Source organism: Streptomyces sp. OR43, from assembly GCF_008042275.1.
Classification (GTDB): Bacteria; Actinomycetota; Actinomycetes; order Streptomycetales; family Streptomycetaceae; genus Streptomyces.
Genome location: NZ_RDBK01000005.1, coordinates 1 through 24,840 on the forward strand (window position 1 = coordinate 1; position 24,840 = coordinate 24,840).

Genomic DNA, 24,840 nt, shown 5'->3' on the forward strand with positions numbered 1-24,840 from the left:
GTCCCCCACCCCGTCCGCTCGCCCGGCGCCACCCGCGKCCGTGGCGCTTCCTTCGTACCGCAGACCCGTACGGAAGGCCGTCGAACGCCAAACCTCCCTGGTCACGCTCACTTTGATGATCACAGCCCCCGCAGTGTTCGCCGTCGCCGTACTGCGGCCCCGTTCCCGATGACCTCCGGAGGCACCCATGTCGGAATGGCTGGTTCTCACCCTCGCCATGGCCGCGGCCAGCACCGTCGTGCTGACCATCGCCGTACTCAACAACCGCCGGCTCCCCGAGGACGACGACCCGTCCGAGACACCTGACGTCATCGAGTACATGACGATGATGATCGGGGTCGTCTACGCGATCGTGCTGGGCCTCGCCATCGCGGGCGTCTGGGAGGGTCGCGGCGCCGCCCAGGAGTACGTACGCCAGGAGGCTCAGGCGCTGCACGAGGTCAGCGCGCGCTCCTCGGTCTATCCGGTCGAGGTCCGGACCCGGATCCGCGCGGACGTCGACGCCTACGTCAGCTACGTCGTGCACGAGGAATGGCGGACCATGAGCGAGCACGGCACCCTCAGCGACCGGGGCGGAGTGCTCCTGGACCGGGTACGCGCCGACGTCACGGACTACCGGCCGAAGACGGACCACGAGGGGCAGGCCTACCAGCCGCTGGTCGACCAGGTCGCGGCGGCGGACGACGCCCGCAACGCACGGGGGCAGAGCGCGGGCGCCACGATGCCCGGGGTCGTCTGGTTCGGGCTGATCACCGGGGCGCTGGTGACGGTGGGGCTGATCTTCACCCTGCAGATCCGCCGGACGTTCCGCGAACTGCTGCTGGCCGGCCTCTTCAGTGTGCTCATCGCCTTCCTCCTCTTCCTCATCTGGGACTTCGACTCCCCCTTCGGCCGCGGCATCTCGGCCACCGCCGCGCCGTTCCTGGATCTGTTCCCCGGCGCGGCCGGCGGATAGCGGGCCGCTCCCCCGGGCGGTGCGCCGCTCGGGGGACAGCGGTGCCCCGAGCGGCGCACCCCGATCGCGGGCGAAATGCACCACTTCTAGCGTTGCGCGCATCGAGGTGCATTTCTGACGCTTTGTGGAAATCCGTTCCGCAGCTGCTCCTCGGGGACCCGGAGGATTCACCATGCGCGCAATACGTGTCACACCCGTCGCTCTGCTCGGCGCCGCAGCACTCGCCCTGACCGCCCCGGCCGTGACCGCGTATGCCGCTACCACGGGCGGACCGTCCAGCAACGGAAGCGGATACACCGTCACGCCTTCGGTGATCGCGCCCGGCGGCCAGGTCACCCTGGCGGCCAGGGCCTGCTCCACCACGGCCACGGCGTCCTCGGGGGTGTTCGACACCGTCAGCATTCCCCAGGGCGGCACCGGCCGGGCGACGGTCGACGCGGACGCCAAGCCGGGCGCCGCCTACGAGGTGACGTTCACCTGCAACACCTCTCCGGTCTCCACGGCCAAGGTGAACCTCACGATCAGCGCGGCCACCAGCACACCCACCACGAGCTCGACGAGCTCCGCGGTGTCCACCGCCTCCCCGGCCGGTGTGCAGGGCGGTCTCGGCGGCAGCATCGACAGCATGGACACCGGCGAGATCGTGGCCGGCACCGCGCTGGCCGTGGCGGCCGCCACCGGCACCGTCTTCGTGGTGCGGCGACGCAAGGAGAGCCGCTCGCACTGACCGGCACCGCCGGCACAACGAAAGTCGCCCCGGGTCCTCTTGGAGGACTCGGGGCGACTTCGGTTATCGGGCCGGTGGGTGCGTCGTTACGGTCAGACCGCCCCATGGCTCATCCTCCGGCGGCGCATGACGTACATGCCTCCGCCGAGGGCCGCCGAAGCGACCAGGCCCGCGCCGACGCCCATCTCCGCCGGGCTCGCGGCCATCGAGCCGCCGAAGCCGCCCTGCGCGCCCCGGCTGTTGAGCACGGTGAAGCGGTGTCCGGCCGTCCGGTCGGTGCCGTCGCAGCGGACCGTCAGGTTGTAGGAGCCGGGTGTCGCGTCGTTGAAGATCCGGACCCGGGCGTGGCCGACCCGGCCCGCCGAGAGCCTCGTGGTGCGGAACGCGTTGGACGAGACGCTGCCGCCCCGGCCGCAGCCCTCGGCGCTGACCTGCATGGCCGCGCCCTGGTGGACGCGCTCGGGGTCGACGGTCACGTTGTTCGGACCGTTGTTGCGGCCGTTCCCGCCGTTCCCGCCGTTCCCGCCGTTCCCGCCGATTCCGCCGTTGCCGCCGTTTCCTCCGATTCCTCCGTTGCCGTTGCCGTTGCCGTTGCCGTCTCCGTTGTCCCAGTCGCCCGGGTCGTTCCAGTCGTTCTGGCTGTTGCCGTTGTTCTGGCCGTTCCCGACGTCTCCACCTGCTGCTGCCATCGGGGCACCGAGCCCGAGAGCGGCGACGGCGGTCGCGGCGACAACGAGAGCGCGTGTAGCACGCATCGTTCGAACCTCCAGCGGAAAGCGCCCCGGAGCTCTGTGCACCGGGATGGATCGACGAGAACGCCTCCCATGACGAACCCTCACCAGATCCTTGATCCACCGCATTTCGGGACTGCTCCACCCCGGTGATCCGACACACCGGGCGAACGACCGCGAACCTGATGGACCCGCAGGTCACAGACCGTCAGAACTTTTATCCGGCCGCTACTCCGATAAGCAGCCCGCCGGGTCGCCGCCACCCGTTCGCGCTTCCCTGAATGCCGCCCGGCCGACCCACGCCTAGCGTTCCCCTCGTCGCGACGAAGGGAGAACCATGGGCCGGGACAACTGGCGCCCAGAACGGATCAGACACTCGCCGTGGGGCGCACTCGCACTGGCGATGCTCACCGGTCTCGCGTTGATGCGGAACGGCGCGGACCTCTCACCCGGGCCGCCGCAGCCGGTCGCCGCCACGTCGGTGGGCCACCAGAAGGTCGCCCCGGGAGCGCCGGTGGCCGGCCCGGCCGTGAAGCCGCTGGCGTACGCGCCCGTCGCACGCGTCGGCATCCCCTCGATCGGGGTCGACGCACCGGTGATCGACGTGAACCTCGACGCGAACGGCTGGATCGAGACACCGCCCCCGCAGGATCCCAACCTGGCCGGCTGGTACCAGAACGGCATCGCGCCGGGTCAGCTCGGCACCTCCGTCATCGTCGGCCACGTCGACAACCAGGCGGGACCCGCCGTCTTCTACGGACTCGGCTCACTGAAGAAGGGCAACCGCGTCGAGGTCACCCGGAGCGACGACCGGATCGCCGTGTTCGAGGTCTACGGCGTCGAGGTCTTCTCCAAGAACGACTTCCCCGGCGCCCGGGTGTACGGCGACACGGGGCAGGCGGAGCTGCGGGTCATCACCTGCGGCGGCGGATACACGAAGGCCAACGGCTACGACGGCAACGTGGTGGCCTTCGCCCGCCTCGTCGAAACCCGCTGAGGCCCGCCGAGCGCCGCTGAGGCCCCTCGGCGCCTGCTGCCGGGGGACGCTGTCCGTCCCCCGGCAGCAGCCGTGCCCCGCCTCAGCGGCGCTGCGGCACCGTGATGCGGTACCCGTCGTCCAGCAGCTCCGGCAGATAGCGGCGCAGCGCGGCCACACTCTGCGAGCGGTTGCCGCCCGCGTCGTGCGACAGCACCACCACTCCGGAGCCCGCTCCCTCCCTGACCCGGCGGACGATGCTGTCGGTTCCCGGCACGGTCCAGTCCAGGGTGTCCACCGTCCAGGCCATCGGCTCCATGCCCAGCGCGGCCCCGATCTCGAACGAGTTCCGGTTCCAGGCCCCGTAGGGCGCCCGGTACCAGAGCGGCGGAGCTCCGGTGATCTTCTCGATCACCTCACTGGTACGGCCCAGTTCGTCGGTGACACCGGACCGGGACAGCTTGGTGACGAGCGGGTGGGTCCAGGAGTGGTTGCCGACGGTGTGCCCCTCGTCGGCGATCCTGCGTACCAGGTCCTCGTTGTCATGGGCCATCTCCCCGCAGAGGAAGAACATGGCCCGTACGTCGTGCTTGCGCAGCGTGTCCAGGATGTGCGGGGTGTAGAGCGGGTCGGGACCGTCGTCGAAGCTCAGCACCATGGCGCGGCCGATGTCCGGCAGTTCCTCGAACGGCCGGGTACGGACCGGTGGCGTCGCCGGCCGGTAGTGGGGCGGGTTGCCCGCGGTCATGGGCCTCAGCCGGTAGGCCAGCGGCCGGGTCCGCAGGGCGGCTGCCTGCGGACCGGCCGCGACGGCCGACGGCGGCGCGGGACGCCGGAACGGGGTGCCCGCGGAGTCCGCCGCGACCAGGCGCACGACAGTGGCGGCGCCCAGCCCGGCCGCCAGCCTCAGCAGCGTTCTGCGCATCGGCGGCATCTGATCATTCTTCATGACCAACTGCTCGCACATCCGCTCTGTCACCCCTCTCAACGACACCGGTCACGGAGGGTTCTGCACCCAATGGAGGGAGCGCGTCCGCGCATCCGGCAGCAGCGCGCCGGGGCACTCGAGAGCCCGGGACGGGGGCGCCCGAAGGAGCCGATAGCCTCACTGCCGTGACAGACCAGCAGCCCCACCAGTTCGAACGTGGCACAGACGGCCCGAAAGTGATCGTCGCGGGCCTCGACGGTTCCGATTCCTCCATGCGCGCAGCCGCGTATGCCGCAGGGCTCGCCCGCCGTCAGCGGGCCATGCTCGCCCTCGTCTACGTCCAGCCCGTGCTGACCGCGGGTGCCGCGCTCGGAGCGCCGGTCGGCGATGCGACCGGGGATGTGGCGGAGAGCCTGGTGAACGAGATCCGGGAGTCGACGGAACGGATGAAGGACATATGGGATGTGCGCTGGGAGTTCCACACCTTCCGCGGTGATCCGTACAACGGGCTGGTGACGGCGGCGGACGAGCTCAAGGCCGACGCCGTCGTGGTGGGCGCGTCCGAGTCGGCGGGGCACCGGTTCATCGGCTCGGTGGCCGTACGTCTGGTGAAGGCCGGGCGCTGGCCCGTCACCGTGGTCCCGTAGCGCGCCCCCTCCCGCGCCGCCGCCCGACCGTTCACCGCACCATTCGCCGCTCCGTGCGACCGCTCGTCGCACGGGGCCGCTTTTGTCCTGTTCCCCGGGGCGTGAATGCGTTCGTATACGCCAGTCAGCAGCGAGGCGGCAGGGACCTCCGCGGGGAAGGGCGTGCATCATGACCACGACGACGACCGATGACCGGGCACTCGCGGATCTGCAGCGTGAGCACGGACCCGCCCTGTTCCACTTCCTGCTCGGCCTGACCTTCGGCGACCGGCAGCGGGCGGAGGATCTCCTCCAGGAGACGCTGGTGCGGGCCTGGCAGCATCCGGAGGCCTTCGACGGACCCTACGAGTCGATGCGGCCGTGGCTGTTCACCGTGGGACGCCGGCTGGCGATCGACGCCCGCAGGTCGCGGCTGGCCCGGCCGGCCGAGGTCAGCGACGCGGTGCTGGAGAGCGCCCCGGGCCGGGAGGACACCGCAGAGACCGCGGCGTCCGCGCTCGATGTGCGCGAGGCGGTCCGCACCCTCAGCCCCGAGCACCGGGCCGTGCTCGTCCAGATCTACTTCCGGGGGCTGAGCGTGGGCGAGACCGCCGAGGTGCTCGGGATACCCGCCGGCACGGTGAAATCCCGTTCCTACTACGCCCTGCGCCTGCTCTCCCGTAACCTCCCCGGCTATTCGAGCAGGTCCTCCTCCGTGAGCAGCGGCAGCAAAGCCGCCGCCTCCGCGACCGCCGCGTAGTCGGCGGCGCAGCGCTCGCAGCTCGTGAGATGCCGGGCGACGGTGCGCGCCTCGGCGGCCGGTAGCGCGTCCAGGACGTAGGCGCCGAGCAACTGCCGCATATGGGGTCCCTCCTCCGGGTGGCCGGTCATCGCAACCTCGTATCTGTGACGGATCCGGTCCGGCGGATCCTGTCCTTCTGGCCACGCGGGGCGCGCTCCCCCGGTTCAATGCTGCGTGTAGGGCCGTACCGAGAACGGAATGGGGCGAGACCGGATGCGTCCGGAACGTCAAGACGGATCCAGTGGCGGCGGGCTGCTGATCCCGATGGCCTGGATGTACGCGGAGTACATCGCCGACGAACTGCTGCGGACCGGCGAACTGATGGAGCCGGCGACGCTGGAGTACCGGGCGGGGCGCGATGCGCTCGCCCTGACCGTGTTCCTCTCCGACGGTGCGGTGGCCGGGTCCCTGCCGTCCGCCCGGGTGGACGAGCTGCGGCTGCTGACCGCGTACGGAGCCCCGTGGCGCGGCTGGGTCTGCGCGCGGCTCGACGCGCTGGCGGAGGCGGGCGACACCGGGCCGGACCTGGCTCTGGCCCGTGCTGCCTGGCGGTGGCTGGAGGACACCGAACTCCTGGCGGCCGACCTGGACGCGCTGGGTCCGCAGGAGCTGGAGCCGGCCGACCGTTCCGGGGCGGCGGCGGAGGAGCGGGCGGCCGCGCAGGTCTGGACGCCTGCCTGGCAGCTGGGGCTGCCGCTGGGGCACCTCTCCATCCACCTGTACTGAGGGGCTTGAGGGGCCACGGTGCTGAGGGGTGCTTGACGGGCCGCTGTGCTGAGGCACCGGCCGCCCCGCTTCAGGAACCGTGCACCCCGGCGCGGTACTTCGGCAGCCGTACGGTGATGCGCATGCCGGCGCCGATGCCGGTCTCGATGACGAGCCCGTAGTCGTCCCCGTACACCTGGCGGAGCCGTTCGTCGACGTTGAGCAGGCCGATGCCGGTGGACTTCCCGCCTTCGCCCCGCAGGATGTGGCGCAGGCGTTCCGGGTCCATACCGGTGCCGTCGTCCTCGATGACGACCTCGGCCTCGGAGCCGGCGTCCAGGGCGCTGATGGTGATGCGGCTGGAGGTGACTGCCCCTTCGAGCCCGTGCTTGACGGCGTTCTCGACCAGGGGCTGGAGGCAGAGGAACGGCAGGGCGACGGGCAGCACCTCCGGGGCGACCTGGAGCGTGACCGAGAGGCGTTCGCCGAACCGGGCCCGGACGAGGGCCAGGTACTGGTCGATGGAGTGCAGTTCGTCGGCGAGGGTGGTGAAGTCGCCGTGGCTGCGGAACGAGTAGCGGGTGAAGTCGGCGAACTCCAGAAGGAGTTCGCGGGCCTGCTCGGGATCGGTGCGGACGAACGAGGCGATGGCGGCCAATGAGTTGAAGATGAAGTGCGGGGAGATCTGCGCGCGCAGGGCCCGGATCTCGGCCTCGATGAGCTGGGTGCGCGAGCGGTCGAGTTCGGCGAGTTCCAGCTGTACGCAGACCCAGCGCGCGACCTCGCCCGCGGCTCTCGCCAGCACGGCAGACTCGCGCGGGGCGTAGGCGATCAGGGTGCCGAGGACCCGGTGGTCGACGGTGAGCGGCACGGCGACGGCCCACCGCAGCGGGCAGTCCAGGTCGTCGCACTCGCTGCGGAAGGCGGTGTCGCGGCCGGTGGCGAGGACGTCCTGGACCTGGTCCATGATGTGCCGGCCGTGGTGGTCGCCCTCGCCGTCCCAGGCCAGGATCCGGTCCCGGTCGGTGAGGCACAGGGCGTCGGTGCCCAGCAGCGAGCGCAGGCGGCGGGACGATCTGCGGGCGCTCTCCTCCGTCAGCCCGGCGCGCAGCGGGGGCGCGGCGAGCGAGGCGGTGTGCAGGGTCTCGAAGGTGGCGTGTTCGACGGGCGTGCCGACGTCGCTGGTGCGGACGGGGCGTGCGGTGCGCCGGCCCGTCACCAGGCCGCCGCCGAACAGCAGCAGCACGAGGAGCACGATGACGGCGTATCCGGCCCCGGTCACCGGTGCCTCCCGGTGGTGAGCGCCTCGGGCAGGTGGAAGCGGGTCATGGCGGCGTTGGTGCCGGCGGGTATCCGGCCCGGGGTGGCGAGCGAGACCAGGATCATGGCGAGGAAGCCGACGGGGACGGACCACACGGCGGGCCAGGCGAGCAGCGCGTGCGGCCAGCCGGGGGGCCGCACCGCGCCGCTGACGGTGATGGCGACGGAGAGCAGCGCGGAGCCGCCGCCCAGGACGAGTCCCGCCACCGCGCCGGGCGGGGTGAGCCGGCGCCACCAGATGCCGAGGACCAGCAGCGGGCAGAAGGAGGACGCGGACACGGCGAACGCCATCCCGACGGAGTCGGCGACCGGTACCCGGCTGACGATCAGCGAACCGGCCAGCGGGACGGAGATGGCGAGGACGGTGGCCAGCCGGAAGTGCCGTACGCCGCGCGAGGGCAGGACGTCCTGGGTGATGACGCCGGCGACGGCCATGGTCAGTCCGGAGGCCGTCGACAGGAACGCGGCGAAGGCGCCGCCGGCGATGAGCGCGCCGAGCAGGTCGCCGCCGAGCCCGCCGATGACCCGGCCGGGCAGCAGCAGCACGGCGGCGTCCGCGTCACCGCCGTGGATGAGCTCGGGTGCGTACAGCCGGCCGAGGGCTCCGTAGACGGGCGGCAGCAGGTAGAAGACGCCGATCAGGGCGAGGACGGCGACGGTGGTGCGGCGTGCGTCGCGGCCGTTGGGGCTGGTGTAGAAGCGGACGACGACGTGCGGCAGGCCCATGGTGCCGAGGAACGTGGCGACGATGAGGCCGTAGGTGGCGTACAGCGGATGGTCGGCGCGGAAGACGGAGAGCTGCTCGTCGAAGGTGACGCGGGGCCGTCCGTCGCCCTGCCAGGCGAGCACCAGGAAGAGGGCGGGGACGAGGAGCGCGGTCAGCTTCAGCCAGTACTGGAAGACCTGGACGAAGGTGATGGAGCGCATTCCGCCCGCGGCGACGGCGAGGACGACGACGGAGGCGACGAGGACGTCACCGAGCCAGCCGGGCGCCCCGGTGAGGATCTTGAGGGTGAGTCCGGCGCCCTGGAGCTGCGGGACGAGATAGAGCCAGCCGGCGCCGACGACGAGGACGCTGACGAGTCGGCGTACCTGCCGCGATTCGAGCCGCCCCTCGGCGAAGTCCGGCAGGGTGTACGCCCCCGAGCGGCGCAGCGGGGCCGCGACGAAGACGAGCAGCACCAGATACCCGGCGGTGTAGCCGACCGGGTACCAGAGCATGTCGGGTCCGTGGACGAGCACCAGGCCCGCGATGCCGAGGAACGAGGCGGCGGAGAGGTACTCGCCGCTGATCGCGGCCGCGTTCAGCCGGGGCCGTACGGTGCGCGAGGCCACGTAGAAGTCGGAGGTGGTGCGCGAGATGCGCAGCCCGAACCCGCCGACGAGGACGGTGGCGAGGACGACCGTGGCGACGGCCGCCACCGCGTACGTGCGGCTCACTGTGCGGGGCGGCCTTCCACGAGCCGGGCGAAGTCGCGCTCGTTGCGCTCGGCGCGGCGCACGTACCACCAGGCGAGCAGCGTCAGCGGCGGGTAGGCGGCGAAGCCGAGGACGCCCCAGACGACGGCGGAGCTGTGCAGGGCCTCGAAGACGAGGGGCAGGGTGCCGACGACGACGGCGAGGCCGGTGAACGCGGTCAGCCCGGCGCGGAGCTGGCTGCGCATCAGCGAGCGGACGTAGGCGCCGCCGAGCGCGGTCTGCTCGTCGATCTCCGACTGGGTGCGGTAGCGCGGCAGCGGACGCACCCGGCGGGGCTCCCCCGTCACCACTTCACGCCGGGGCGTTGGCTCTGCGGACATGGGGCCGGAGTGTACGCAGCACCCGACCTTGCTGGGAAGGGGTCCGGGCGCGGGTAGACGCTGGTCAGCGGCCGGTCTGCCGCATCAGCAGATCGCGCAGCGCACGGGTGTGCCGGCGGCTGACGGCGAGTTCCGCCGTACCGATGCGCACGCTCATGCTGCCCGCGTCCAGGCGCAGTTCGTCGATCCGGCCGAGCGCCACCAGGTGGCGGCGGTGGATGCGGACGAATCCGCGGGTGCGCCAGCGCTCCTCCAGGGTGGTCAGCGGGACGCGGACGAGATGGCTGCCGGTGGCGGTGTGGAGCCGGGCGTAGTCGCCCTGGGCCTCGGCGTACGCGATGTCGTCGATCGGGATGAACCGGATGACACCGCCGAGTTCGACGGGGATCTGGTCGTGCGCGGTGTCGTGCGCGGGTGCGGAGCGGCCGCCGACCTGTTCGGCGACGCGGCGCACCGCTTCGGCGAGGCGTTCGCGGCGCACCGGCTTGAGGACGTAGTCGACGGCCTTCAGATCGAAGGCGTGCACGGCGAAGCCCTCGTGAGCGGTGACGAAGACGATGAGCGGGGGCGCGGCGAAGCCGGCCAGCAGCTGGGCGACGTCGAGTCCGGTGAGGCCCGCCATGTGGATGTCGAGGAAGACGACGTCGATGGCGGCCGGGTCGTCCGGACCGGCCTCGACGGCGCCGCCGATGCGGCGCAGCGCCTCGGTGGCGCCGGTGGCTCCCTCGGCGCTGCGGATCCGGGGATCGGCGCGCAGGAGGTACAGGAGTTCCTCCAGGGCGGGTTCTTCGTCGTCGACGGCGAGTACGCGGAGCATGAGGCCGGAGTTTAGGGCCTGTACGACGCGGTGCGGTGGGGTCTGCTGAGTGATTCACGGGCTGTTTCCGTACGGGAGCGCATGTGCAGCCCGCAACACCGTCGCGATGTCGGCGCCTACGTCCTGGAGGTGCTCGGCGCCGCCGACGCCTTCCGTTTCGAGGAGCATCTGGAGGACTGTCCCCGGTGTGCGGGCGCCGTGGTGGAGTTCGGCGGGGTGACGGCCGCTCTCGGGCGGTACGCACGGCTGACGCCGCCGGGCGTCGACCCCGTGGCGCGCGCCGGTCCCGGTCTGGTGCGGCGGGCCACTCGGGCGGTGGCGGCCGGGCGGCGCAGGACGCGGCGGCGGCGCCTGGTCATGGGGGCGGCGGCCGTGGTGCTGGCGGCCGGGGCCCCGTTCACGGTGCCGGACGGGGGGTCCGGCACCGGGCGGTGGGCGGCCGTGGACCGGGGTTCGGGAATGGCGGCCGTCGTGACGGCGGGGGCGCGCGAGTGGGGTGCCGAGGTCGGGCTGGAGGTGTCGGGGGTGCATGGGTCCGGGGTCTGCTCGCTGGTCGCGGTGGGGCGGGACGGGGACGAGGAGACCGTTGCCACCTGGTCGTCGGCCGGTCCGGGTGAGGCGCCGCTCCGGATCGACGCGGGCGCGGCCCTGCGGCCCGGGGACATCGCCCGCTTCGAGGTGCGTACGGCGGCGGGCCGGCCGTTGCTGCGGCTCACCCGTTGAGGCGCGCTACTTGAGCAGCTTGGAGAGCCGCCGGTCGGCCAGCGGCTTGCCACCGGTCTGACAGGTCGGACAGTACTGGAGCGAGGAGTCGCTGAAGGAGACCTCACGGATGGTGTCCCCGCAGACCGGGCAGGCCTGACCGGTGCGCCCGTGGACGCGCATGCCGCTCTTCTTCTCGGCCTTGAGGCGTCCCGCCGCGAGGCCGCTGGAGCGGGCGACGGCGTCGTTCAGGGTGGTGCGCAGAGCCGTGTGGAGCCGGGTGATCTCGTCGTCGGTGAGGTGCGCGGTGAGTTTGAACGGGGACATCTTCGCGACGTGCAGGATCTCGTCGCTGTAGGCGTTGCCGATTCCGGCGATGAGGGACTGGTCGCGCAGGGCGCCCTTGATCTGGCGGCGTTCGCCTTCGAGCAGCGCGGCGAACGCGTCCCGGTCGAAGGCCGCGTCGAGCGGGTCGGGGCCGAGGCGGGCGACGCCGGGGATCTCGGCCGGATCGCGCACCAGGTACACGGCGAGGCGTTTGGTGGTCCCCGCCTCGGTCAGGTCGAAGCCGTCACCGCCGGTGAGGACGGTACGCAGCGCCAGGGGGCCTTTGCCGGGGCGCGGCGGGGCGGCGGGAAAGCTGTCCTTCCAGTGCAGCCAGCCGGCCCGGGCGAGGTGGGTGACCAGGTGCAGCGGGCCCACGGCGATGTCGAGGAACTTGCCGTGCCGCCGGACGCCGGTGACCGTCCCGCCGTGCAGGGCGGTGAGCGGTGGGTCGTACGTCTTCAGGACGCTGATGGCGAGCGGCAGGACGCGGTCGATCTCCCTGCCGACCAGGTGGTCGTCGAGGAAGACCCGCAGGGCTTCGACTTCCGGCAGTTCGGGCATGGTTCCCAGCCTGCCGCAGCCCGCGCCCGGGCGCCTACCGGAGGCCGTACACGCGCTCGGCCGTGGTGGCGAGGACGGCGTCCCGCTCGTCGTCCGCGAGGCCTTCGAGGAGCGCGAGCGCGGTCTCGACGACCTCGGTGTACGTGGCGGCCAGCCGGCAGACCGGCCAGTCCGAGCCGAACATCACCCGGCCGGGCCCGAAGGCGTCGAGGACCGTGCGGGCGTACGGGCGCAGGTCCTGGACGGTCCAGTCGTGCGGGTCCGCCTCGGTGACCAGTCCGGAGAGTTTGCAGACGGTGTTGGGGAGGGCGGCGAGCGCCCGCAGATCGTCGGCCCAGGGGCGCCGCTGCCCGGCGGCGATCCGCGGCTTGCCCGCGTGGTCGAGTACGAAGGTGAGCCCGGGCAGCAGTTCGGCGGCGCGGACGGCGGCGGGCAGCTGGTGGGGCTGGACCACCAGGTCATAGACGAGTCCGGCGTCGGCCACGGAGGCCAGTGAGCGCAGCACGTCCGGGCGCAGCAGCCATCGGGGGTCGGGTTCGCCCTGCACCTGGTGGCGGAGCGAGACGAGCCGGTCGCCACCCGGGAGCTCGCGCAGGGCGGCCAGGGTCCCGGCGACGTCCGGGGCGGTGAGATCGGTCCAGCCGACGACGCCGGCGACCAGGTCGCTGCCGTGGGCGAGCGCGAGGAGCTCGGGGGTCTCCTCCGGGACGGTCACGGTCTGGACGAGCACGGTCGCGGACACGCCGTTGGCCCGGGCCTCCGGCTCCAGGTCGGCGAGGGTGAAGTCGCGGCGCAGGGGGGCCAGTTCCTCGCCGGTGATCCAGTCCTGGTCGCGTACCGAGAGGTCCCACACATGGTGGTGGGCATCGACGATGTGCGGGCGGCCGGTCATCTCACAGCTCCCAGGCGACCGGGAGGCCCGCTTCGGCCCCGTCCGACGAGTAGTCGTGCGCGACGTCGAGGAGTTCGGCCATCCTGGCCTGCCAGGCGACGTTGACGGGGAGCTGTTCCAGTTCGGCGAGGAGGCGGGCGTAGTCGTCGCACTCGATGACATGGAACAGGTCGGTGCCGCTGCGCCAGATCGTCCAGGAGGCGGCTCCCGCCGCCCGGATCGCGCGGGTCAGTTCGGCCGGGACCTCGCGGTGCGCGGCCTCGTACGCGGCGATGCGGTCCGCGCGGACCTTGGTGTGCAGGGCGATCCGCATGTCAGTGTCCGTTCTCGGTCAGCAGGCCCTCGGCCCGCAGGTCGTCCCAGAGGGCGTCGGGTATCTCCTGGCGCAGGAGCGCGGCGGCGTCGCGCACCTCGTCGGGCGACCGGGTGCCGACGAGCACGCCGGCGACCGCCGGGTGGCCGAGCGGGTAGTGCAGGGCGGCGGCGCGCAGGGGCACGCCGTGGCCCTCGGTGACGGCCTTCAGGCGCAGGGCCCGGTCCAGGAGGTTCAGCGGCGCGGCGGCGTAGTCGTACGTCGCGCCGGGGCGCGGGTCGGCGAGGAGGCCGGAGTTGAAGACGCCGCCGACGACGACACTGCGGCCGCGGGCAGCGGCCGCGGGCAGCAGATCGCTCAGGGCGGACTGGTCGAGGAGGGTGTAGCGGCCGGCGCAGAGCACCACGTCGACGTCGGTATCGATGACGAAGCGGGTGAGCATCGCGGTCTGGTTCATCCCGGCCCCGATGGCGCCGATCAGCCCTTCGGCCCGCAGCTTCTCCAGTTCCGGGTAGGCCTCGCCGAACGCGGCTTCCGCGTGGTCGTCGGGGTCGTGGAGGTAGGCGATGTCGATGCGGTCGAGGCCGAGGCGTTCCAGGCTGTCCTCGATGCTCCGGCGGACGCCCGCGGCGCTGAAGTCCCAGCGCCTGCGGTGCGTCGCACGGACGGCGAAGCCCTCGGAGAGTCCTTCGGCCGCGGCGGCCCCGCCGCCGGGCAGCGGGTCGAGCACCCGCCCCACCTTGGTGGACAGCGCGTACGCCTCGCGGGGCCGGGCGCGCAGCGCCTCGCCGAGCCGTCGCTCCGAAAGACCGAGCCCGTAGTGCGGCGCGGTGTCGAAGTGGCGCACGCCCTCGTCCCAGGCAGCGTCGACGGCCGCCGCGGCCTGCGCGGGCTCCACGGCGCTGAAGAGATTGCCGATGGCGGCCGCTCCGAAGGAAAGCTCGGTGATCTCGACCGCGCTGTTGCCCAGCCTGTTGCGCCGCATGTGTCCGCCGCCCTCCCCGAAGATCGCTGCCTGAACACAGCGAATATTCATCGGATCACTTGGGCGCGTCAACACCCAGGAGCACATCAGTGACGGCAATTACTCGTCGATCTGTCCGATCTATGGGGCGGTGCTCACGGGCAGCAGCGTCAGCAGTTCCGCCACCTCCTCCTCGGCGCAGCGCCCCAGCCGCTCCAGGTCGGGCAGCGCCTTGCCGTCGGCGACCAGGCCGATCTGCACCGTGCCTCCGTACGTGGTCAGCGCGACGGCCAGCGACTGGCCGCGGGCCAGGGGCGCCATCGGGTAGAGCGCGCGCAGTGGGCAGCCGCCCAGCGAAAGGGCCGAACGCGGCAACGGCACGCTGGTCACGAGCACGTCGAAGAGCATGCGCGCGGCGTTCCCGGCCAGTGGCGCGCCGAAGCGGTGGGCCAGCGAGGGCAGTTGGTCGGCGAGGACCGCGACCGCTCCGGCCCCGCGCAGCGGCCCGGCGGACTTGTTGCGGTCCATGGCGTGGCGGACGGCCCGCAGCCGCTCCCAGGGGTCGGGCTCGGAGACGGGAAGGCCCAGCAGATACGCGGAGAGCCGGTTGCCGTGGGCCGCGGCCGGGCCGCCGGGGCGACGGCGGGAGACGGGGACCAGGGCGCGCGGGTCGGAGCCGGGCAGCGGCTCGCCGCGCTCCAGCATCCAGCGGCGCAGCGCACCCGCCACGACCGCGAGCAGCACGTCGTTGCCGGTGCCGCCCGCCGCCCGGCGGATCCGCCGCACGGATTCGAGGTCGAGATCGGCCGTGGCGAGGCGCCGGGTGCCCGACGAGCTTGCGCTGAGGGCCGGCGCGCCGCGCAGATCGAGGCGGCTGGCCCGTACGAGCGAGGCCCCGACGCCGAAGGCGCGGCCGAGGTCCTCGATCCGGCCGAGGGCGAGTCCGGCGACCTGACGGGGTCCGGGCATCCAGGAGCGCGGGGGCACGGGGCGGGCCCGGCCGGCCGCGGGTCCCGGCCGGGCCCGGCCCGCGGCCGAGGCGATCTCGTCGAAGATCCCGGCGCCGATGGCGACCGCGCGCATGCCGTCGGCGAGCGCGTGGTGGAGCTTGACGAGCACGGCGAAGGGGCCGTCCGGGGCGCCTTCGATGAGGTACATCTGCCAGGGCGGCAGGCCGCGGCGCAGCGGCTGCTCCATCAGTTCGCCCGCGAGCAGCGTGGCCGCCGCCATGAACCCGGCCTCGCCCTCACCGGCGGTCGCCGCCTCGGGCAGCCGCACGCGCTTGACGTGCCGGTGGACGTCGAAGTCCTTGTCCGCCGACCAGGCGGCGCCGCCGACGGGCAGCAGCACGTCACGCACCCGCATCCGCAGCCGCGGAATGGCGGCGGCCCGGGTGCCGAGCAGGTCGAGGAGTGCGTCGGGGCGCGGAAGGCGGTCGCCGTCCGGCGCGAAGACGGCGAGCGCGCCGAGGTGCATGGGGTGCGCATCGGACTCGAGGTGCCAGAAGGCCAGATCGAGAGGTGCCAGTAGCTCAGTGCCCAACGGGTCCTCATGTCATGGAAGACGAAGACTGACAGAACCGCAGTCAATCTCGCGCGGTCGGTTACGGTCAAGTACAGACATGTTACGTTCTGTTACTTTTCAGTAGTGTGCAATTCCAGGACCCTGCGGCGCCCTCGGCAATCAGCCGCGTGGCGGAATGACGAATTCGCACCAGACGCATTTGCCGGTGCCCCGGGATTCGACGCCCCAGGCGTCCGCCAGCCGGTCGACGAGCATCAGCCCGCGGCCCGAGACTCCCGCGTCACCCGCGTCACGGCGGCGCGGCAGCGCGCTGGACCGGTCCTCGACGTCGACGCGCAGGCGCCGTTCGGGCCCGGTGAGGACCCGGATGGTGACGATCGCGCCGCCGTCCGTGTGCATCAGGGCGTTGGTCGTCAGCTCGTCGGCGGCCAGCTCCACCTCGTCGGCCCGCTCCTTCGCACCCCAGGCCCGCACCGCCGCGCGGATCATGTGGCGCGCCGAGCTGAGCGCCTCCGGGTCGTTCTGTCCCACGTGCTGCTGGAGCCGGCCGCCCGGCTGCGGGGCATGGGCGGCCTTGCGGCGCAGCAGCAGCACCGCCACATCGTCCTCACCGCCGCGCTCGTCGACCGATTCGCAGAGCCGGTCGGCCAGTCGCTGAAGGTCCTCGGGGCCGTTCCTGATCATGGCGGTGAGCAGTTGCATGCCCTCGTCGAGGTCGGCGCCCGGCAGCTCGACCAGGCCGTCGGTGAACAGCACCATGGTCTGCCCGGGATCCAGCTCCACCGTGCTGACCGGATACTCCAGCCGCCCGAACTCGGCGGAGAGCCCCAGCGGCAGCCCGCCCTCGACGAGGACCTTGCGGCAGCTCCCGTCGGCGTCGCGTACCAGGGGGTCCACATGGCCGGCCCGGACCACCTGCACCACCCCGGTGGTCAGGTCGGCCTCGGCGTACGTACAGGTCGCGAAGCGGTCGGTGTCCAGCTCGTGCAGGAAGACGGAGGCCCGCGCCATGACCGTGGCGGGGCTGTGCCCTTCGGCCGCGTACGCGCGCAGCACGATGCGCAGCTGGCCCATGACGGCGGCGGCATGGGTGTCATGACCCTGGACGTCCCCGATGACCGTACCGACGCGGCCTCCGGGCAGCGGGATGACGTCGTACCAGTCGCCGCCGATGTCCCGGCCCAGCCGGGCCGAGCGGTAGCGCACGGCGATCTGCGCTCCGGGGACATCGGGGATGCGGCGGGGCAGCATCGCCTGCTGGAGGCCCTCGGCGAGGTCGTGCTCCTGTTCGTACAGCATGGCGCGCTGGAGGCTCTGGGCGATGGAGCTGCCCAGCGCGACCAGCAGGTTGCGTTCGTCCGCGGTGAATCCGTCCTTGTCGCTGTACAGGAGGCCGAGGGCGCCGATGGGGCGGGCCTGGGCGATCAGCGGCAGATAGGCGGCCGAGGTGATGCCGAGATGGCTGATGTGGGGCCAGAGAACCGGATACGAGTCCGCGAAGTCCTCGGCGGACTCGATGAAGCGGGGCCCGAGCGTGCGCACGACCTCGCTCATCGGGTACTGCTCGTCCGTCCGCGTGTACCGGGTGCCCGGCACGAAGGCGCCTTCGGGCCCGTCGGCCACCAGGTGGATGCGTCCGGCCTCGATCAGCCCCATGACCAGGCTGGTCGCCCCCAGGTGAGCCAGTCCCTGGGAGTTCTTGAGCACGTCGATGACGTCCTTCACGGTACGGGCGTGGGCCAGCGCGGCCGTGGTGGCCTCCACCAGGCTGGTCCGCCGCCGCCGCTCCTCGTCCAGCTCGTGGCGGGCGGTGGCGTCGGCCAGCTCCTGCGTGGCGTCGCGGACGATCCCGATGATGCGGCGCGGCCGCCCGGTGGCGTCGCGCTGGACGAAGCCCTGGGTGTGCGTCCATTGGAGGGTGCCGTCGCGCCGCAGGATGCGGAAGTACGCCCCGTAGTTCTTGCGGCCGGACTTGAGCGCCTGGGTGACCATGGCGTCGAGACGTACGCCCTCGTCCGGCGGCACCCGCGTCCCGAGTGTCGTCGGCTTGTTGTCGTACTCGTCGGCCCGCAGGTCGAAGACGTCCAGGGCCGCCTGTTCCATGTGCATGAGGCCGCTGTCGAGGTCCCAGTCGAAGCTGCCCATACGGTTCAGGGCGAGACTGAGGTCCGGGTGGGCGGGCCAGTCGTCCGGGAGTGACAGGGCACCCGCTACCCGATCATCCATGTGGGTCACTCTGCCATCATTTGTCCGATTCTTCGAGCGAGCCGTCCATCTGGTGAACGTGCGATGGAACACATTTCCAAGCCGCTCGAACGGGCCTTCTCCCCGGAGATTCCGCGGGATTCCCCGGTCCGGCAAAGGTGCGGGGTGCCGGATATCGCCGCAGAACGCCGACCCGCCCCGAAAGCGGGCAGAGCCAGCGGCTAACGTGTGCGTCGGGGTGGAGTAAGCCAAGCCTTACCACGGCCCGCCCCGCTCCTGCTCGTTCGTCCTAAGGAACAGCTCGCCATGACACGCCCCGTCCGCGTAGCCATCGTCGGAGCCGGCCCTGCCGGAATCTACGCAGCGGACGCGCTGCTCAAATCCGATGCCGCCGCCGACCCGGGCGTCTCCATCGACCTGTTCGAGCGGATGCCCGCCCCCTTCGGCCTGATCCGTTACGGCGTGGCTCCGGACCATCCGCGGATCAAGGGCATCGTCCAGGCGTTGCACCAGGTCCTCGACAAGCCCCAGATCCGCCTCTTCGGGAACGTCGACTACCCGAACGACATCGGGCTGGACGAGCTGCGGTCCTTCTACGACGCGGTCATCTTCTCCACCGGCGCCGACGCCGACCGCGCCCTCGACATACCCGGGAGCGGCCTGGACGGCTCGCACGGTGCCGCCGAGTTCGTCTCCTGGTACGACGGTCACCCGGACGTCGCGCGCACCTGGCCGCTGGAGGCCGAGAAGGTCGCCGTCCTGGGCGTCGGCAACGTGGCCCTGGACGTCGCCCGCATCCTCGCCAAGACCGCCGACGAGCTGCTGCCCACCGAGATCCCCGCCAACGTCTACGACGGCCTGAAGGCCAACAAGGCGCTGGAGGTGCACGTCTTCGGGCGACGCGGTCCCGCCCAGGCCAAGTTCAGCCCGATGGAGCTGCGGGAGCTGGACCACTCGCCGAACATCGAGGTCATCGTCAACCCCGAGGACATCGACTACGACGCGGGCTCGATCGAGACGCGGCGCGGCAACAAGCAGGCCAACATGGTCGCCTCCACGCTGGAGAACTGGGCGATCCGCGACGTCGGCGACCGGCCGCACAAGCTCTTCCTTCACTTCTTCGAGTCCCCCGTCGAGATCCTCGGCGAGGACGGCAGCGTCATCGGCCTGCGGACCGAGCGCACCGAGCTGGACGGCACCGGCAACGTCAAGGGCACCGGCCGGTTCAAGGACTGGGACGTGCAGAGCGTCTACCGCGCGGTCGGCTACTACTCGCAGGAGCTGCCCAAGCTCCCCTTCGACGTCGCGTCCGGCACGGTTCCGCATGCCGCCGGGCGGGTTCTCGCCGGCGGCGAGCCGATGGAGTCGGTGTACGTCACCGGGTGGATCAAGCGGGGCCCGATCGGCCTGATCGGTCACACCAAGGGCGATGCCAACGAGACGGTCGCCTGCCTGCTGGAGGACCACACCGCCGGCCGGCTGCCCGCCCCGGCGCAGCCCGAGCCGGCGGCCGTGACCGAGTTCCTGGAGTCGCGCGGCGTCCGCTACACCACCCGTGAGGGCTGGTACCGCCTGGACGCGCACGAGCGCGCGCTGGGCGGGGCCCAGGGCCGCGAGCGGGTCAAGGTCGTGGAGCGCGACGCCATGCTGGACGCCTCGGAGCCCGGCAACTGACACGACGGCGAGGGCCCCGGAACACACCGCTCGGAGTGTTCCGGGGCCCTCGCCGTCAGCGCGACGTCAGCGGCCCTGCAGCGCCTTGACGTTGTCGCCGAAGGTCCAGCCCCTGGAGCCGTCCCAGTTCAGCGACCAGGTCATCAGGCCCTTGAGGCTGCCGTTGTAGTGGTTCCAGGCCTGGGCGACGAGGTTCGGCGCCATGTGGCCCCCACCGGCGCCCGGCTGGGCGGGCAGGCCCGGCACCTGCTTGTCGTAGGGCACCTTGATGGTGGTGCCCTGGATCACGAGCCCCTTGTCGAGGCAGTCCGTCTGCGCCGTGAAGCCCTGGACGGTGCCGGCGGAGTACGAGTCGCCCGCGCAGCCGTACATGCTGCCGTTGTAGTACTGCATGTTCAGCCACCAGAGCCGGCCGTTGTCCGCGTACTTCTTCACGATGGGCAGGTACGCGCCCCAGATCGAACCGTACGCAACACTGCCGCCGGTGACGTAGGCGGTCTCCGGGGCCATGGTCAGACCGAAGTTCGACGGCATCCGCGCGAGCACGCCGTCGATGATGCGGATCAGGTTGGCCTGCGAGGCGGACAGCTGCTTGATGGTGCCGCTGCCGGTCAGGCCGGTCTCGATGTCGATGTCGATGCCGTCGAAGTTGTACTTCTTCAGGATCGGCACCACGGTCTCGACGAAGCGGTCGGCGACGGCGCTGGAGCTGAGGTCGATCCCCGCGGCGGCGCCGCCGATGGACATCAGGGTGGTGAGTCCGGAGGCCTTCGCCTGACACATCTCGGCGGGCGTCGGGACCTTCACGGTCGAGTCCATCCCGTCCTGCCACAGGACGGTGCCGTCCGAAAGGATCACCGGGAAGGCCGCGTTGATCACGTTGTAGCCGTGCTGCGGGATACGGCTGTCGGTGACCGGGATCCAGCCCAGGGGCGGGTGCACGCCGTTGGACGCGCCGTCCCAGTTCTCCCAGTACCCCTGGAGCACCTTGCCCGACGGCTTCGACTTGACCGCGCAGGTGTCCTCCTGCGCGGAGCTCGGTGTGGCCGCGACCAGCATCTGTACGATGCACGCCGCCGCGAGGCCGGCTCCCAGCAGCCGTGAGGTGCGACCGAACATGACGGACTCCCTTCCCTGATTAGCATGCCCCTGACAATTCATGACGGGGCCGCGCTTGCGCTCAACGTAAAGTGGTCCAGACCTTCCGTCAATAGGTCTGGACCAAAGGTGTCCGGCTTGTCCGTTCACCGGTCGGCGGGTACGCCCCGGGACCGTTCGCGCACCCGGTCCGGATAGCGCTCGGTGAACCGGACCGCCAGGACCAGCAGGACGACGGGGATGATCCAGTTGAACCAGTCGGCCCCGGACGACGTGTGCACCGCGACCAGCCCCAGCAGCGCAGTGGCGGCGAAGACACCGCCCCAGACCAGGGTCAGCACCTGGTTCACCCGCCGGAACACGGGCGACCCCCACACCTCACGGGGCGTGGTCTCCCGCGCGTACTGCTCGGTGAACGGGACGAACGCCAGCGAGCCGAGCGCCACCACCGCGACCACCGAGCTGGACAGCACCTGCGCATACCGCTCCACCCAGGAGAGGTCCTGGGTGTCCAGGAAGAGGGCGAGGATGCCGAGTACGGCGAAGAAGACGATGCCGGTGACCTCCAGCACCTTGAACGAACCCCGGCGCAGGTCCGGGAGGTTGAGGACGACGGCTGCGACGAGACCGGCCAACGCCGCGTACTCCCAGGTGCTGGGCGACGCGATGACGGCGAAGATGATCCACGGGGCGAACGCGAAGAACAGATTCCCGGTCCGCCGCCCGGATTCGGCTTGGGCCACCGGACACCTCCGGGGCATGTCACGCGGCGCTCTGCCGCTTCCTCCATGGTGAAGCCGGGCCTCTTCCTCCGCATCTCCGCAGCCGCATCTCCGCATCCACGGGCCCGCGTTGCGGCGGCTGCGGGCCGGAGATTCAATGAGGGACCGGCACGGCACGCATTCGGGCGTGCACGGACGCCAGGGGAGGCCGTCATGGCCGCACATGCCCAGCAGGCCTTCGACCCGGCCCGCGTCGTCCATCTGTCCGGCCGTTTCGCCCCGGTGACCGACGAGGTCGACGAGGCCCGGCTCCAGGTGACGGGCGAACTGCCGGACGAGCTCGACGGCCTCTTCCTGCGCAACGGGCCCAACCCCCGCTTCAGCCCCATCGGTTCGTTCCTCTACCCGATCGACGGGGACGGAATGCTGCACGGGGTGTGGATCTCCGGCGGGCAGGCCCGGTACCGCAACCGTTTCGTCCGCACACCCGCCGTGCTGGCCGAGGAACGCGCGGGCCGGGCCCTGTGGGGCGGTATCGAATCGATGATCATGCCTCAGGTCCCGGATGTGGAACCTGAGTTGGCCGGTACGTTCCGCGACCTGCCGGACATCAACGTGGTCCGCCACGCCGGACGGCTGCTGGCGCTCGCCGAGTCGGACTGCCCCTTCCTGATCACGCCGGATCTGGGCACGGCCGGCAAGGAGACGTTCGGCGGAGCACTGCCGGCCGGCATCACCGCACATCCGAAGACGGACCCGCTCACCGGCGAGATGCTGGTCTTCTGCTACGCCCTGGAGCCCCCTTACCTCACCTGGTCGGCCATCGCGCCCGACGGCTCCGTCGCCCGCGGTCCCACGCCGGTCGACGGGCTCGACGAACCGATGATGATCCACGACACGGCACTCACCGCCAGGTTCCTGGTGATCGTGCTGGCGCCGGTGTTCTTCGACATCGCCGCCGCGATGAACGGTGGATCCATGATCGACTGGCGGCCGGAGCGCGGCACCCGTGTGGCCCTGGTCCCCCGCCACGGCGGCCCGGTGCGGTGGGCTTCGGACGATGCCTTCTGGCTGTGGCACACGGTCAACGCGTACGACACCGGGCCCGAGGGTGATGTGGTGCTGGACTACGTGCAGTGGTCCCGCCTCTCCCTGGGCGCGCCGGACCCCGCGCAGGCCCCCAACACCGCCGGTCTGGTCCGCGCGGTCATCGATCCGGTGGCCGGCACGATGCACCGGACGGTGCTGGACGACGCCAGGATGGAACTCCCCCGCACGGACGACCGCTTGATCGGCCGGCGGCACCAACAGCTCGCCGTGGCCTCCGATTCCGGGAACCCGGATCTGCTGCCGGGCGAGTTCGACACCCTGCGCTGGTACGACGGAAGGGATGCGTCGGGTACGAGTACGGTCTGGCGGGCCGGGAATCTGTCCGTCGGCGAACCGGTCTTCGCCCCCTCGCCCGGCACCGCGCCGGGCGAGGGCGGCCACTGGATGACCTACGCCACCGACCGCACCGACGACACCAGTTGGCTGCTCGTCATCCCCGCCGAGGACCCCGCGTCCGGCCCGGTCGCCCGGGTGCGGATCCCGGTCCGGGTCCCGCTCGGTCTTCACGGTAACTGGCTGCCGACACAGGAGTGAAAGGCCCCCGGACCATGGGGTGGCGACGCTCCCGCAGATACTGCCGCCCCGCGCGGAGGCGGGTCCCGCGCACGATCGGCGTTGCACCGCACCCGSGSGACCGGGCCACGCCAATGGCGTAAGCCCGAGGTCGCCTGCCCGATCCCCGGCGCTCGGCCGCTCAACCGTCGACGGATCCCTCCATGTCGTCCCGCCACGGCAGTCGGATGGAGGTCTGCGGCTCGTCGGTCATCGGCGGCACCAGGTCCTGCGGCGGCTCGTCCGGGTCGGCGGGGGAACCGGTCGGTTCGTCCGTCGGCAGCTCCGGGTACTCCTCGGTCGGGCCGTCGGACGGGAGGCCGGTCGGCGTCGGGCAGTTCGTCGGCACCGGCACCGGCGCACCGGTCGGCTCCTCCGTCGCCGCGACCGCCTCGCCCGGCGGGGTCGGGGCAGCGGGCGGCGGGCAGTCCCCCGGCCCCGGTGTGGAGCGCGACGGGATCGGCTTCTTCGGCGGCTTCGGCGGCTTCGGCGGCTTCGGCTCATGGGACTTCGCCGGGGGTACGTCGGGCAGCGGCCCGGTGATGTCGGTGCCGGGAGCGTAGGGCGGCGGCACCTCGGGGGTGCGGTCCCGGGCGCCCTCGTCCCCGACTGCACGCGCCATCCAGCTGTTGTGGTCCGCGTCCACGACGACCAGCTCCGCAACCGTCTTCGGGGCGGGTGCGACGACGACGGTCCTCGCCGGGTCGTAGCCCGCCCACTTCTCGCCCCGTCCGCCCTCCGCGTCTCCCGCACCGGCGGGCCGGCTCAGCGGGTTGCCGCAGGCGCAGCGGACGCGCGGGAGGCCATGACCGTCCGCCATCACGGCGGTTCCGGCCTGGAGCACGGACTGGAACGTGGTGGCCGAGCCCGCGCGGAAGCCGTGGTTGCCCACCCGGGTGTCGGCGCGCAGTACCACGGGGGTCAGGCCGCGCAGGAAGTCCGGGACACCTTCCCGGGGCACGCCCGCAGCCTGCGCGAATGCCTCTTCCCTGGCAGGGTCGGCCGCGAGAAGACGAATCTGCTGTCCGACGTCGCAGGAGGCGACCGAGCGGGTGCCGCCGTAGAGGCCGGGGGTCGATCCGGGGGACTGCCCGCCGCCCGCTGCCCCGACCCCGCCGGGCGAGGCGGTCGCGGCGACGGAGGAGCCGACCGGTGCGCCGGTGCCGGTGCCGACGAACTGCCCGACGCCGACCGGCCTCCCGTCCGACGGCCCGACCGAGGAGTACCCGGAGCTGCCGACGGACGAACCGACCGGTTCCCCCGCCGACCCGGACGAGCCGCCGCAGGACCTGGTGCCGCCGATGACCGACGAGCCGCAGACCCCTGCCCGCCCGTCGGCGGGACCAGGCCGAGCAGCGAGCGGGCCAGCGTCGTCCCTGCCCGCCCGTCGGCGGGACCAGGCCGAGCAGCGAGCGGGCCAGCGTCGTCTTGCCGCAGCCCGACTCGCCGACCAGCGCGACGATCTCGCCCGGCCTGATGTCCAGGTCGACCCCGTCACACGCCCGTCACACGGCCGGGGGCGTGATCGAGCACCCTCCAATGTTTGCTATGGTTTTCCACGTCGGAACGGGCAGGGCCCGCGAGACAGACACCTAGTCCGGGTGGCGGAATGGCAGACGCGCTAGCTTGAGGTGCTAGTGCCCTTTATCGGGCGTGGGGGTTCAAGTCCCCCCTCGGACACAGAGCAGATGCCGATCAGGAGAGATCCTGGTCGGCATTTCGCGTATGCGGCGACGAGCCTCCGCCAGGATCTCCCACTCACCGGCTGCCGGTACGCCGCCGGGCAGGGCTCGGCACCACCCCTTGTTGA

General features: G+C 71.9%; 25 protein-coding genes, 1 tRNA gene and 1 pseudogene. 10 read left to right on the forward strand and 17 right to left on the reverse strand.

Annotated features, from left to right (window positions below):
* The first annotated feature begins 187 nt into the window (after positions 1 to 187).
* Both EAO72_RS02835 and EAO72_RS02840 read left to right on the forward strand, forming a co-directional pair.
* Complete coding sequence (locus EAO72_RS02835) at positions 188 to 955, forward strand: bestrophin-like domain (protein ID WP_148015624.1); 768 nt, start codon at positions 188 to 190, stop codon at positions 953 to 955.
* A 172-nt stretch (positions 956 to 1,127) separates the two neighbouring features.
* Complete coding sequence (locus tag EAO72_RS02840) at positions 1,128 to 1,682, forward strand: hypothetical protein (protein ID WP_148015625.1); 555 nt, start codon at positions 1,128 to 1,130, stop codon at positions 1,680 to 1,682.
* Positions 1,683 to 1,774: 92 nt separating this feature from the next.
* On the opposite strand, the gene EAO72_RS02845 is transcribed toward EAO72_RS02840, so the two are convergent.
* Positions 1,775 to 2,437, reverse strand: a complete 663-nt coding sequence (locus EAO72_RS02845; protein WP_148015626.1) for a hypothetical protein — start codon at positions 2,435 to 2,437, stop codon at positions 1,775 to 1,777.
* A gap of 313 nt (positions 2,438 to 2,750) precedes the next feature.
* Here EAO72_RS02845 and EAO72_RS02850 point away from each other — a divergent pair, with 313 nt between their 5' ends.
* Positions 2,751 to 3,410 (forward strand): class F sortase, encoded by a 660-nt coding sequence (locus tag EAO72_RS02850; protein WP_148015627.1) that lies wholly within the window; start codon positions 2,751 to 2,753, stop codon positions 3,408 to 3,410.
* A gap of 82 nt (positions 3,411 to 3,492) precedes the next feature.
* On the opposite strand, the gene EAO72_RS02855 is transcribed toward EAO72_RS02850, so the two are convergent.
* Positions 3,493 to 4,338 (reverse strand): polysaccharide deacetylase family protein, encoded by an 846-nt coding sequence (locus tag EAO72_RS02855; protein ID WP_148015628.1) that lies wholly within the window; start codon positions 4,336 to 4,338, stop codon positions 3,493 to 3,495.
* Positions 4,339 to 4,502: 164 nt separating this feature from the next.
* Between EAO72_RS02855 and EAO72_RS02860 the strand changes: the two genes are divergently transcribed.
* Positions 4,503 to 4,964: a universal stress protein gene (locus EAO72_RS02860; protein ID WP_148015629.1), complete on the forward strand. Its 462-nt coding sequence runs from the start codon at positions 4,503 to 4,505 to the stop codon at positions 4,962 to 4,964.
* 169 nt (positions 4,965 to 5,133) lie between these two features.
* Positions 5,134 to 5,703: a sigma-70 family RNA polymerase sigma factor gene (locus EAO72_RS02865; RefSeq protein ID WP_148015630.1), complete on the forward strand. Its 570-nt coding sequence runs from the start codon at positions 5,134 to 5,136 to the stop codon at positions 5,701 to 5,703.
* Here EAO72_RS02865 and EAO72_RS02870 read toward each other — a convergent pair.
* Positions 5,637 to 5,834, reverse strand: a complete 198-nt coding sequence (locus tag EAO72_RS02870; protein WP_148015631.1) for a zf-HC2 domain-containing protein — start codon at positions 5,832 to 5,834, stop codon at positions 5,637 to 5,639. The two genes, EAO72_RS02865 and EAO72_RS02870, sit on opposite strands and share 67 nt — an antisense overlap.
* Before the next feature lie 124 nt (positions 5,835 to 5,958).
* Between EAO72_RS02870 and EAO72_RS02875 the strand changes: the two genes are divergently transcribed.
* Positions 5,959 to 6,471, forward strand: coding sequence for a hypothetical protein (locus tag EAO72_RS02875; protein WP_148015632.1), 513 nt, complete (start codon positions 5,959 to 5,961; stop codon positions 6,469 to 6,471).
* A gap of 70 nt (positions 6,472 to 6,541) precedes the next feature.
* On the opposite strand, the gene EAO72_RS02880 is transcribed toward EAO72_RS02875, so the two are convergent.
* The 4 genes from EAO72_RS02880 to EAO72_RS02895 all read right to left on the reverse strand — a co-directional run bounded on the left by EAO72_RS02880 (position 6,542) and on the right by EAO72_RS02895 (position 10,386).
* On the reverse strand, positions 6,542 to 7,732 hold the full coding sequence (locus EAO72_RS02880; RefSeq protein WP_148015633.1) for a sensor histidine kinase: 1,191 nt from the start codon (positions 7,730 to 7,732) through the stop codon (positions 6,542 to 6,544).
* Entirely contained in the window at positions 7,729 to 9,210 is a 1,482-nt protein-coding gene (locus tag EAO72_RS02885) for a sodium/solute symporter (protein WP_148015634.1), read from the reverse strand. Before EAO72_RS02885 ends, EAO72_RS02880 begins: the two co-directional genes overlap by 4 nt.
* Positions 9,207 to 9,569 (reverse strand): hypothetical protein, encoded by a 363-nt coding sequence (locus EAO72_RS02890; protein ID WP_148015635.1) that lies wholly within the window; start codon positions 9,567 to 9,569, stop codon positions 9,207 to 9,209. The genes EAO72_RS02885 and EAO72_RS02890 overlap by 4 nt, the downstream gene beginning before the upstream one ends.
* 64 nt (positions 9,570 to 9,633) lie before the next feature.
* Complete coding sequence (locus EAO72_RS02895; RefSeq protein ID WP_148015636.1) at positions 9,634 to 10,386, reverse strand: LytR/AlgR family response regulator transcription factor; 753 nt, start codon at positions 10,384 to 10,386, stop codon at positions 9,634 to 9,636.
* Between the two features lie 81 nt (positions 10,387 to 10,467).
* Between EAO72_RS02895 and EAO72_RS02900 the strand changes: the two genes are divergently transcribed.
* Positions 10,468 to 11,109 (forward strand): zf-HC2 domain-containing protein, encoded by a 642-nt coding sequence (locus EAO72_RS02900; protein ID WP_148015637.1) that lies wholly within the window; start codon positions 10,468 to 10,470, stop codon positions 11,107 to 11,109.
* Positions 11,110 to 11,115: 6 nt separating this feature from the next.
* Here EAO72_RS02900 and EAO72_RS02905 read toward each other — a convergent pair whose 3' ends face one another.
* The 6 genes from EAO72_RS02905 to EAO72_RS02930 form a co-directional block, all read right to left on the reverse strand.
* Complete coding sequence (locus EAO72_RS02905) at positions 11,116 to 11,976, reverse strand: Fpg/Nei family DNA glycosylase (RefSeq protein ID WP_148015638.1); 861 nt, start codon at positions 11,974 to 11,976, stop codon at positions 11,116 to 11,118.
* 34 nt (positions 11,977 to 12,010) lie between these two features.
* Positions 12,011 to 12,868: an amidohydrolase family protein gene (locus EAO72_RS02910; RefSeq protein WP_148015639.1), complete on the reverse strand. Its 858-nt coding sequence runs from the start codon at positions 12,866 to 12,868 to the stop codon at positions 12,011 to 12,013.
* Position 12,869: 1 nt separating this feature from the next.
* Complete coding sequence (locus EAO72_RS02915) at positions 12,870 to 13,181, reverse strand: L-rhamnose mutarotase (RefSeq protein ID WP_148015640.1); 312 nt, start codon at positions 13,179 to 13,181, stop codon at positions 12,870 to 12,872.
* Position 13,182: 1 nt separating this feature from the next.
* Positions 13,183 to 14,166, reverse strand: coding sequence for an aldo/keto reductase (locus tag EAO72_RS02920; protein ID WP_148015641.1), 984 nt, complete (start codon positions 14,164 to 14,166; stop codon positions 13,183 to 13,185).
* 120 nt (positions 14,167 to 14,286) lie between these two features.
* On the reverse strand, positions 14,287 to 15,687 hold the full coding sequence (locus EAO72_RS02925) for a wax ester/triacylglycerol synthase family O-acyltransferase (protein WP_148015642.1): 1,401 nt from the start codon (positions 15,685 to 15,687) through the stop codon (positions 14,287 to 14,289).
* A 141-nt stretch (positions 15,688 to 15,828) separates the two neighbouring features.
* A complete protein-coding gene (locus tag EAO72_RS02930) occupies positions 15,829 to 17,895 on the reverse strand; it encodes a SpoIIE family protein phosphatase (protein ID WP_148015643.1) in 2,067 nt (688 codons plus the stop codon).
* Positions 17,896 to 18,180: 285 nt separating this feature from the next.
* Between EAO72_RS02930 and EAO72_RS02935 the strand changes: the two genes are divergently transcribed.
* Positions 18,181 to 19,548, forward strand: a complete 1,368-nt coding sequence (locus tag EAO72_RS02935; RefSeq protein WP_148015644.1) for an FAD-dependent oxidoreductase — start codon at positions 18,181 to 18,183, stop codon at positions 19,546 to 19,548.
* A gap of 66 nt (positions 19,549 to 19,614) precedes the next feature.
* Here the strand turns inward: EAO72_RS02935 and EAO72_RS02940 are convergent, their stop codons facing one another.
* A complete protein-coding gene (locus tag EAO72_RS02940; protein ID WP_148015645.1) occupies positions 19,615 to 20,667 on the reverse strand; it encodes a chitinase in 1,053 nt (350 codons plus the stop codon).
* A gap of 125 nt (positions 20,668 to 20,792) precedes the next feature.
* The gene (locus EAO72_RS02945) at positions 20,793 to 21,389 is read right to left on the reverse strand and encodes a hypothetical protein (protein WP_187284913.1); all 597 of its coding nucleotides are present in this window, start codon (positions 21,387 to 21,389) and stop codon (positions 20,793 to 20,795) included.
* A 192-nt stretch (positions 21,390 to 21,581) separates the two neighbouring features.
* Here EAO72_RS02945 and EAO72_RS02950 point away from each other — a divergent pair, with 192 nt between their 5' ends.
* The gene (locus tag EAO72_RS02950; RefSeq protein WP_148015647.1) at positions 21,582 to 23,012 is read left to right on the forward strand and encodes a carotenoid oxygenase family protein; all 1,431 of its coding nucleotides are present in this window, start codon (positions 21,582 to 21,584) and stop codon (positions 23,010 to 23,012) included.
* Between the two features lie 160 nt (positions 23,013 to 23,172).
* Here the strand turns inward: EAO72_RS02950 and EAO72_RS02955 are convergent, their stop codons facing one another.
* Together EAO72_RS02955 and EAO72_RS43950 are read right to left on the reverse strand one after the other, a co-directional pair.
* Entirely contained in the window at positions 23,173 to 24,333 is a 1,161-nt protein-coding gene (locus EAO72_RS02955) for a DUF6777 domain-containing protein (RefSeq protein ID WP_315986285.1), read from the reverse strand.
* Positions 24,293 to 24,535: pseudogene (locus EAO72_RS43950) on the reverse strand (ATP-binding cassette domain-containing protein); the annotation flags it as partial. The pseudogene EAO72_RS43950 and the gene EAO72_RS02955, both read right to left, overlap by 41 nt.
* 90 nt (positions 24,536 to 24,625) lie before the next feature.
* On the opposite strand from EAO72_RS43950, the gene EAO72_RS02965 reads away from it, so the two are divergent.
* Positions 24,626 to 24,710, forward strand: a tRNA-Leu gene (locus tag EAO72_RS02965).
* Positions 24,711 to 24,840: the final 130 nt, after the last annotated feature.

Coding starts and splice junctions, on each gene's coding strand:
- EAO72_RS02935 (WP_148015644.1), top strand. CDS start 18,181: ATGACACGCCCCGTCCGCGTAGCCATCGTCGGAGCCGGCCCTGCCGGA.
- EAO72_RS02910 (WP_148015639.1), bottom strand. CDS start 12,868: ATGACCGGCCGCCCGCACATCGTCGATGCCCACCACCATGTGTGGGAC.
- EAO72_RS02890 (WP_148015635.1), bottom strand. CDS start 9,569: ATGTCCGCAGAGCCAACGCCCCGGCGTGAAGTGGTGACGGGGGAGCCC.
- EAO72_RS02900 (WP_148015637.1), top strand. CDS start 10,468: ATGTGCAGCCCGCAACACCGTCGCGATGTCGGCGCCTACGTCCTGGAG.
- EAO72_RS02870 (WP_148015631.1), bottom strand. CDS start 5,834: ATGACCGGCCACCCGGAGGAGGGACCCCATATGCGGCAGTTGCTCGGC.
- EAO72_RS02875 (WP_148015632.1), top strand. CDS start 5,959: ATGCGTCCGGAACGTCAAGACGGATCCAGTGGCGGCGGGCTGCTGATC.
- EAO72_RS02840 (WP_148015625.1), top strand. CDS start 1,128: ATGCGCGCAATACGTGTCACACCCGTCGCTCTGCTCGGCGCCGCAGCA.
- EAO72_RS02915 (WP_148015640.1), bottom strand. CDS start 13,181: ATGCGGATCGCCCTGCACACCAAGGTCCGCGCGGACCGCATCGCCGCG.
- EAO72_RS02855 (WP_148015628.1), bottom strand. CDS start 4,338: ATGAAGAATGATCAGATGCCGCCGATGCGCAGAACGCTGCTGAGGCTG.
- EAO72_RS02905 (WP_148015638.1), bottom strand. CDS start 11,976: ATGCCCGAACTGCCGGAAGTCGAAGCCCTGCGGGTCTTCCTCGACGAC.
- EAO72_RS02835 (WP_148015624.1), top strand. CDS start 188: ATGTCGGAATGGCTGGTTCTCACCCTCGCCATGGCCGCGGCCAGCACC.
- EAO72_RS02940 (WP_148015645.1), bottom strand. CDS start 20,667: ATGTTCGGTCGCACCTCACGGCTGCTGGGAGCCGGCCTCGCGGCGGCG.
- EAO72_RS02865 (WP_148015630.1), top strand. CDS start 5,134: ATGACCACGACGACGACCGATGACCGGGCACTCGCGGATCTGCAGCGT.
- EAO72_RS02895 (WP_148015636.1), bottom strand. CDS start 10,386: ATGCTCCGCGTACTCGCCGTCGACGACGAAGAACCCGCCCTGGAGGAA.
- EAO72_RS02850 (WP_148015627.1), top strand. CDS start 2,751: ATGGGCCGGGACAACTGGCGCCCAGAACGGATCAGACACTCGCCGTGG.
- EAO72_RS02845 (WP_148015626.1), bottom strand. CDS start 2,437: ATGCGTGCTACACGCGCTCTCGTTGTCGCCGCGACCGCCGTCGCCGCT.
- EAO72_RS02930 (WP_148015643.1), bottom strand. CDS start 17,895: ATGGATGATCGGGTAGCGGGTGCCCTGTCACTCCCGGACGACTGGCCC.
- EAO72_RS02950 (WP_148015647.1), top strand. CDS start 21,582: ATGGCCGCACATGCCCAGCAGGCCTTCGACCCGGCCCGCGTCGTCCAT.
- EAO72_RS02920 (WP_148015641.1), bottom strand. CDS start 14,166: ATGCGGCGCAACAGGCTGGGCAACAGCGCGGTCGAGATCACCGAGCTT.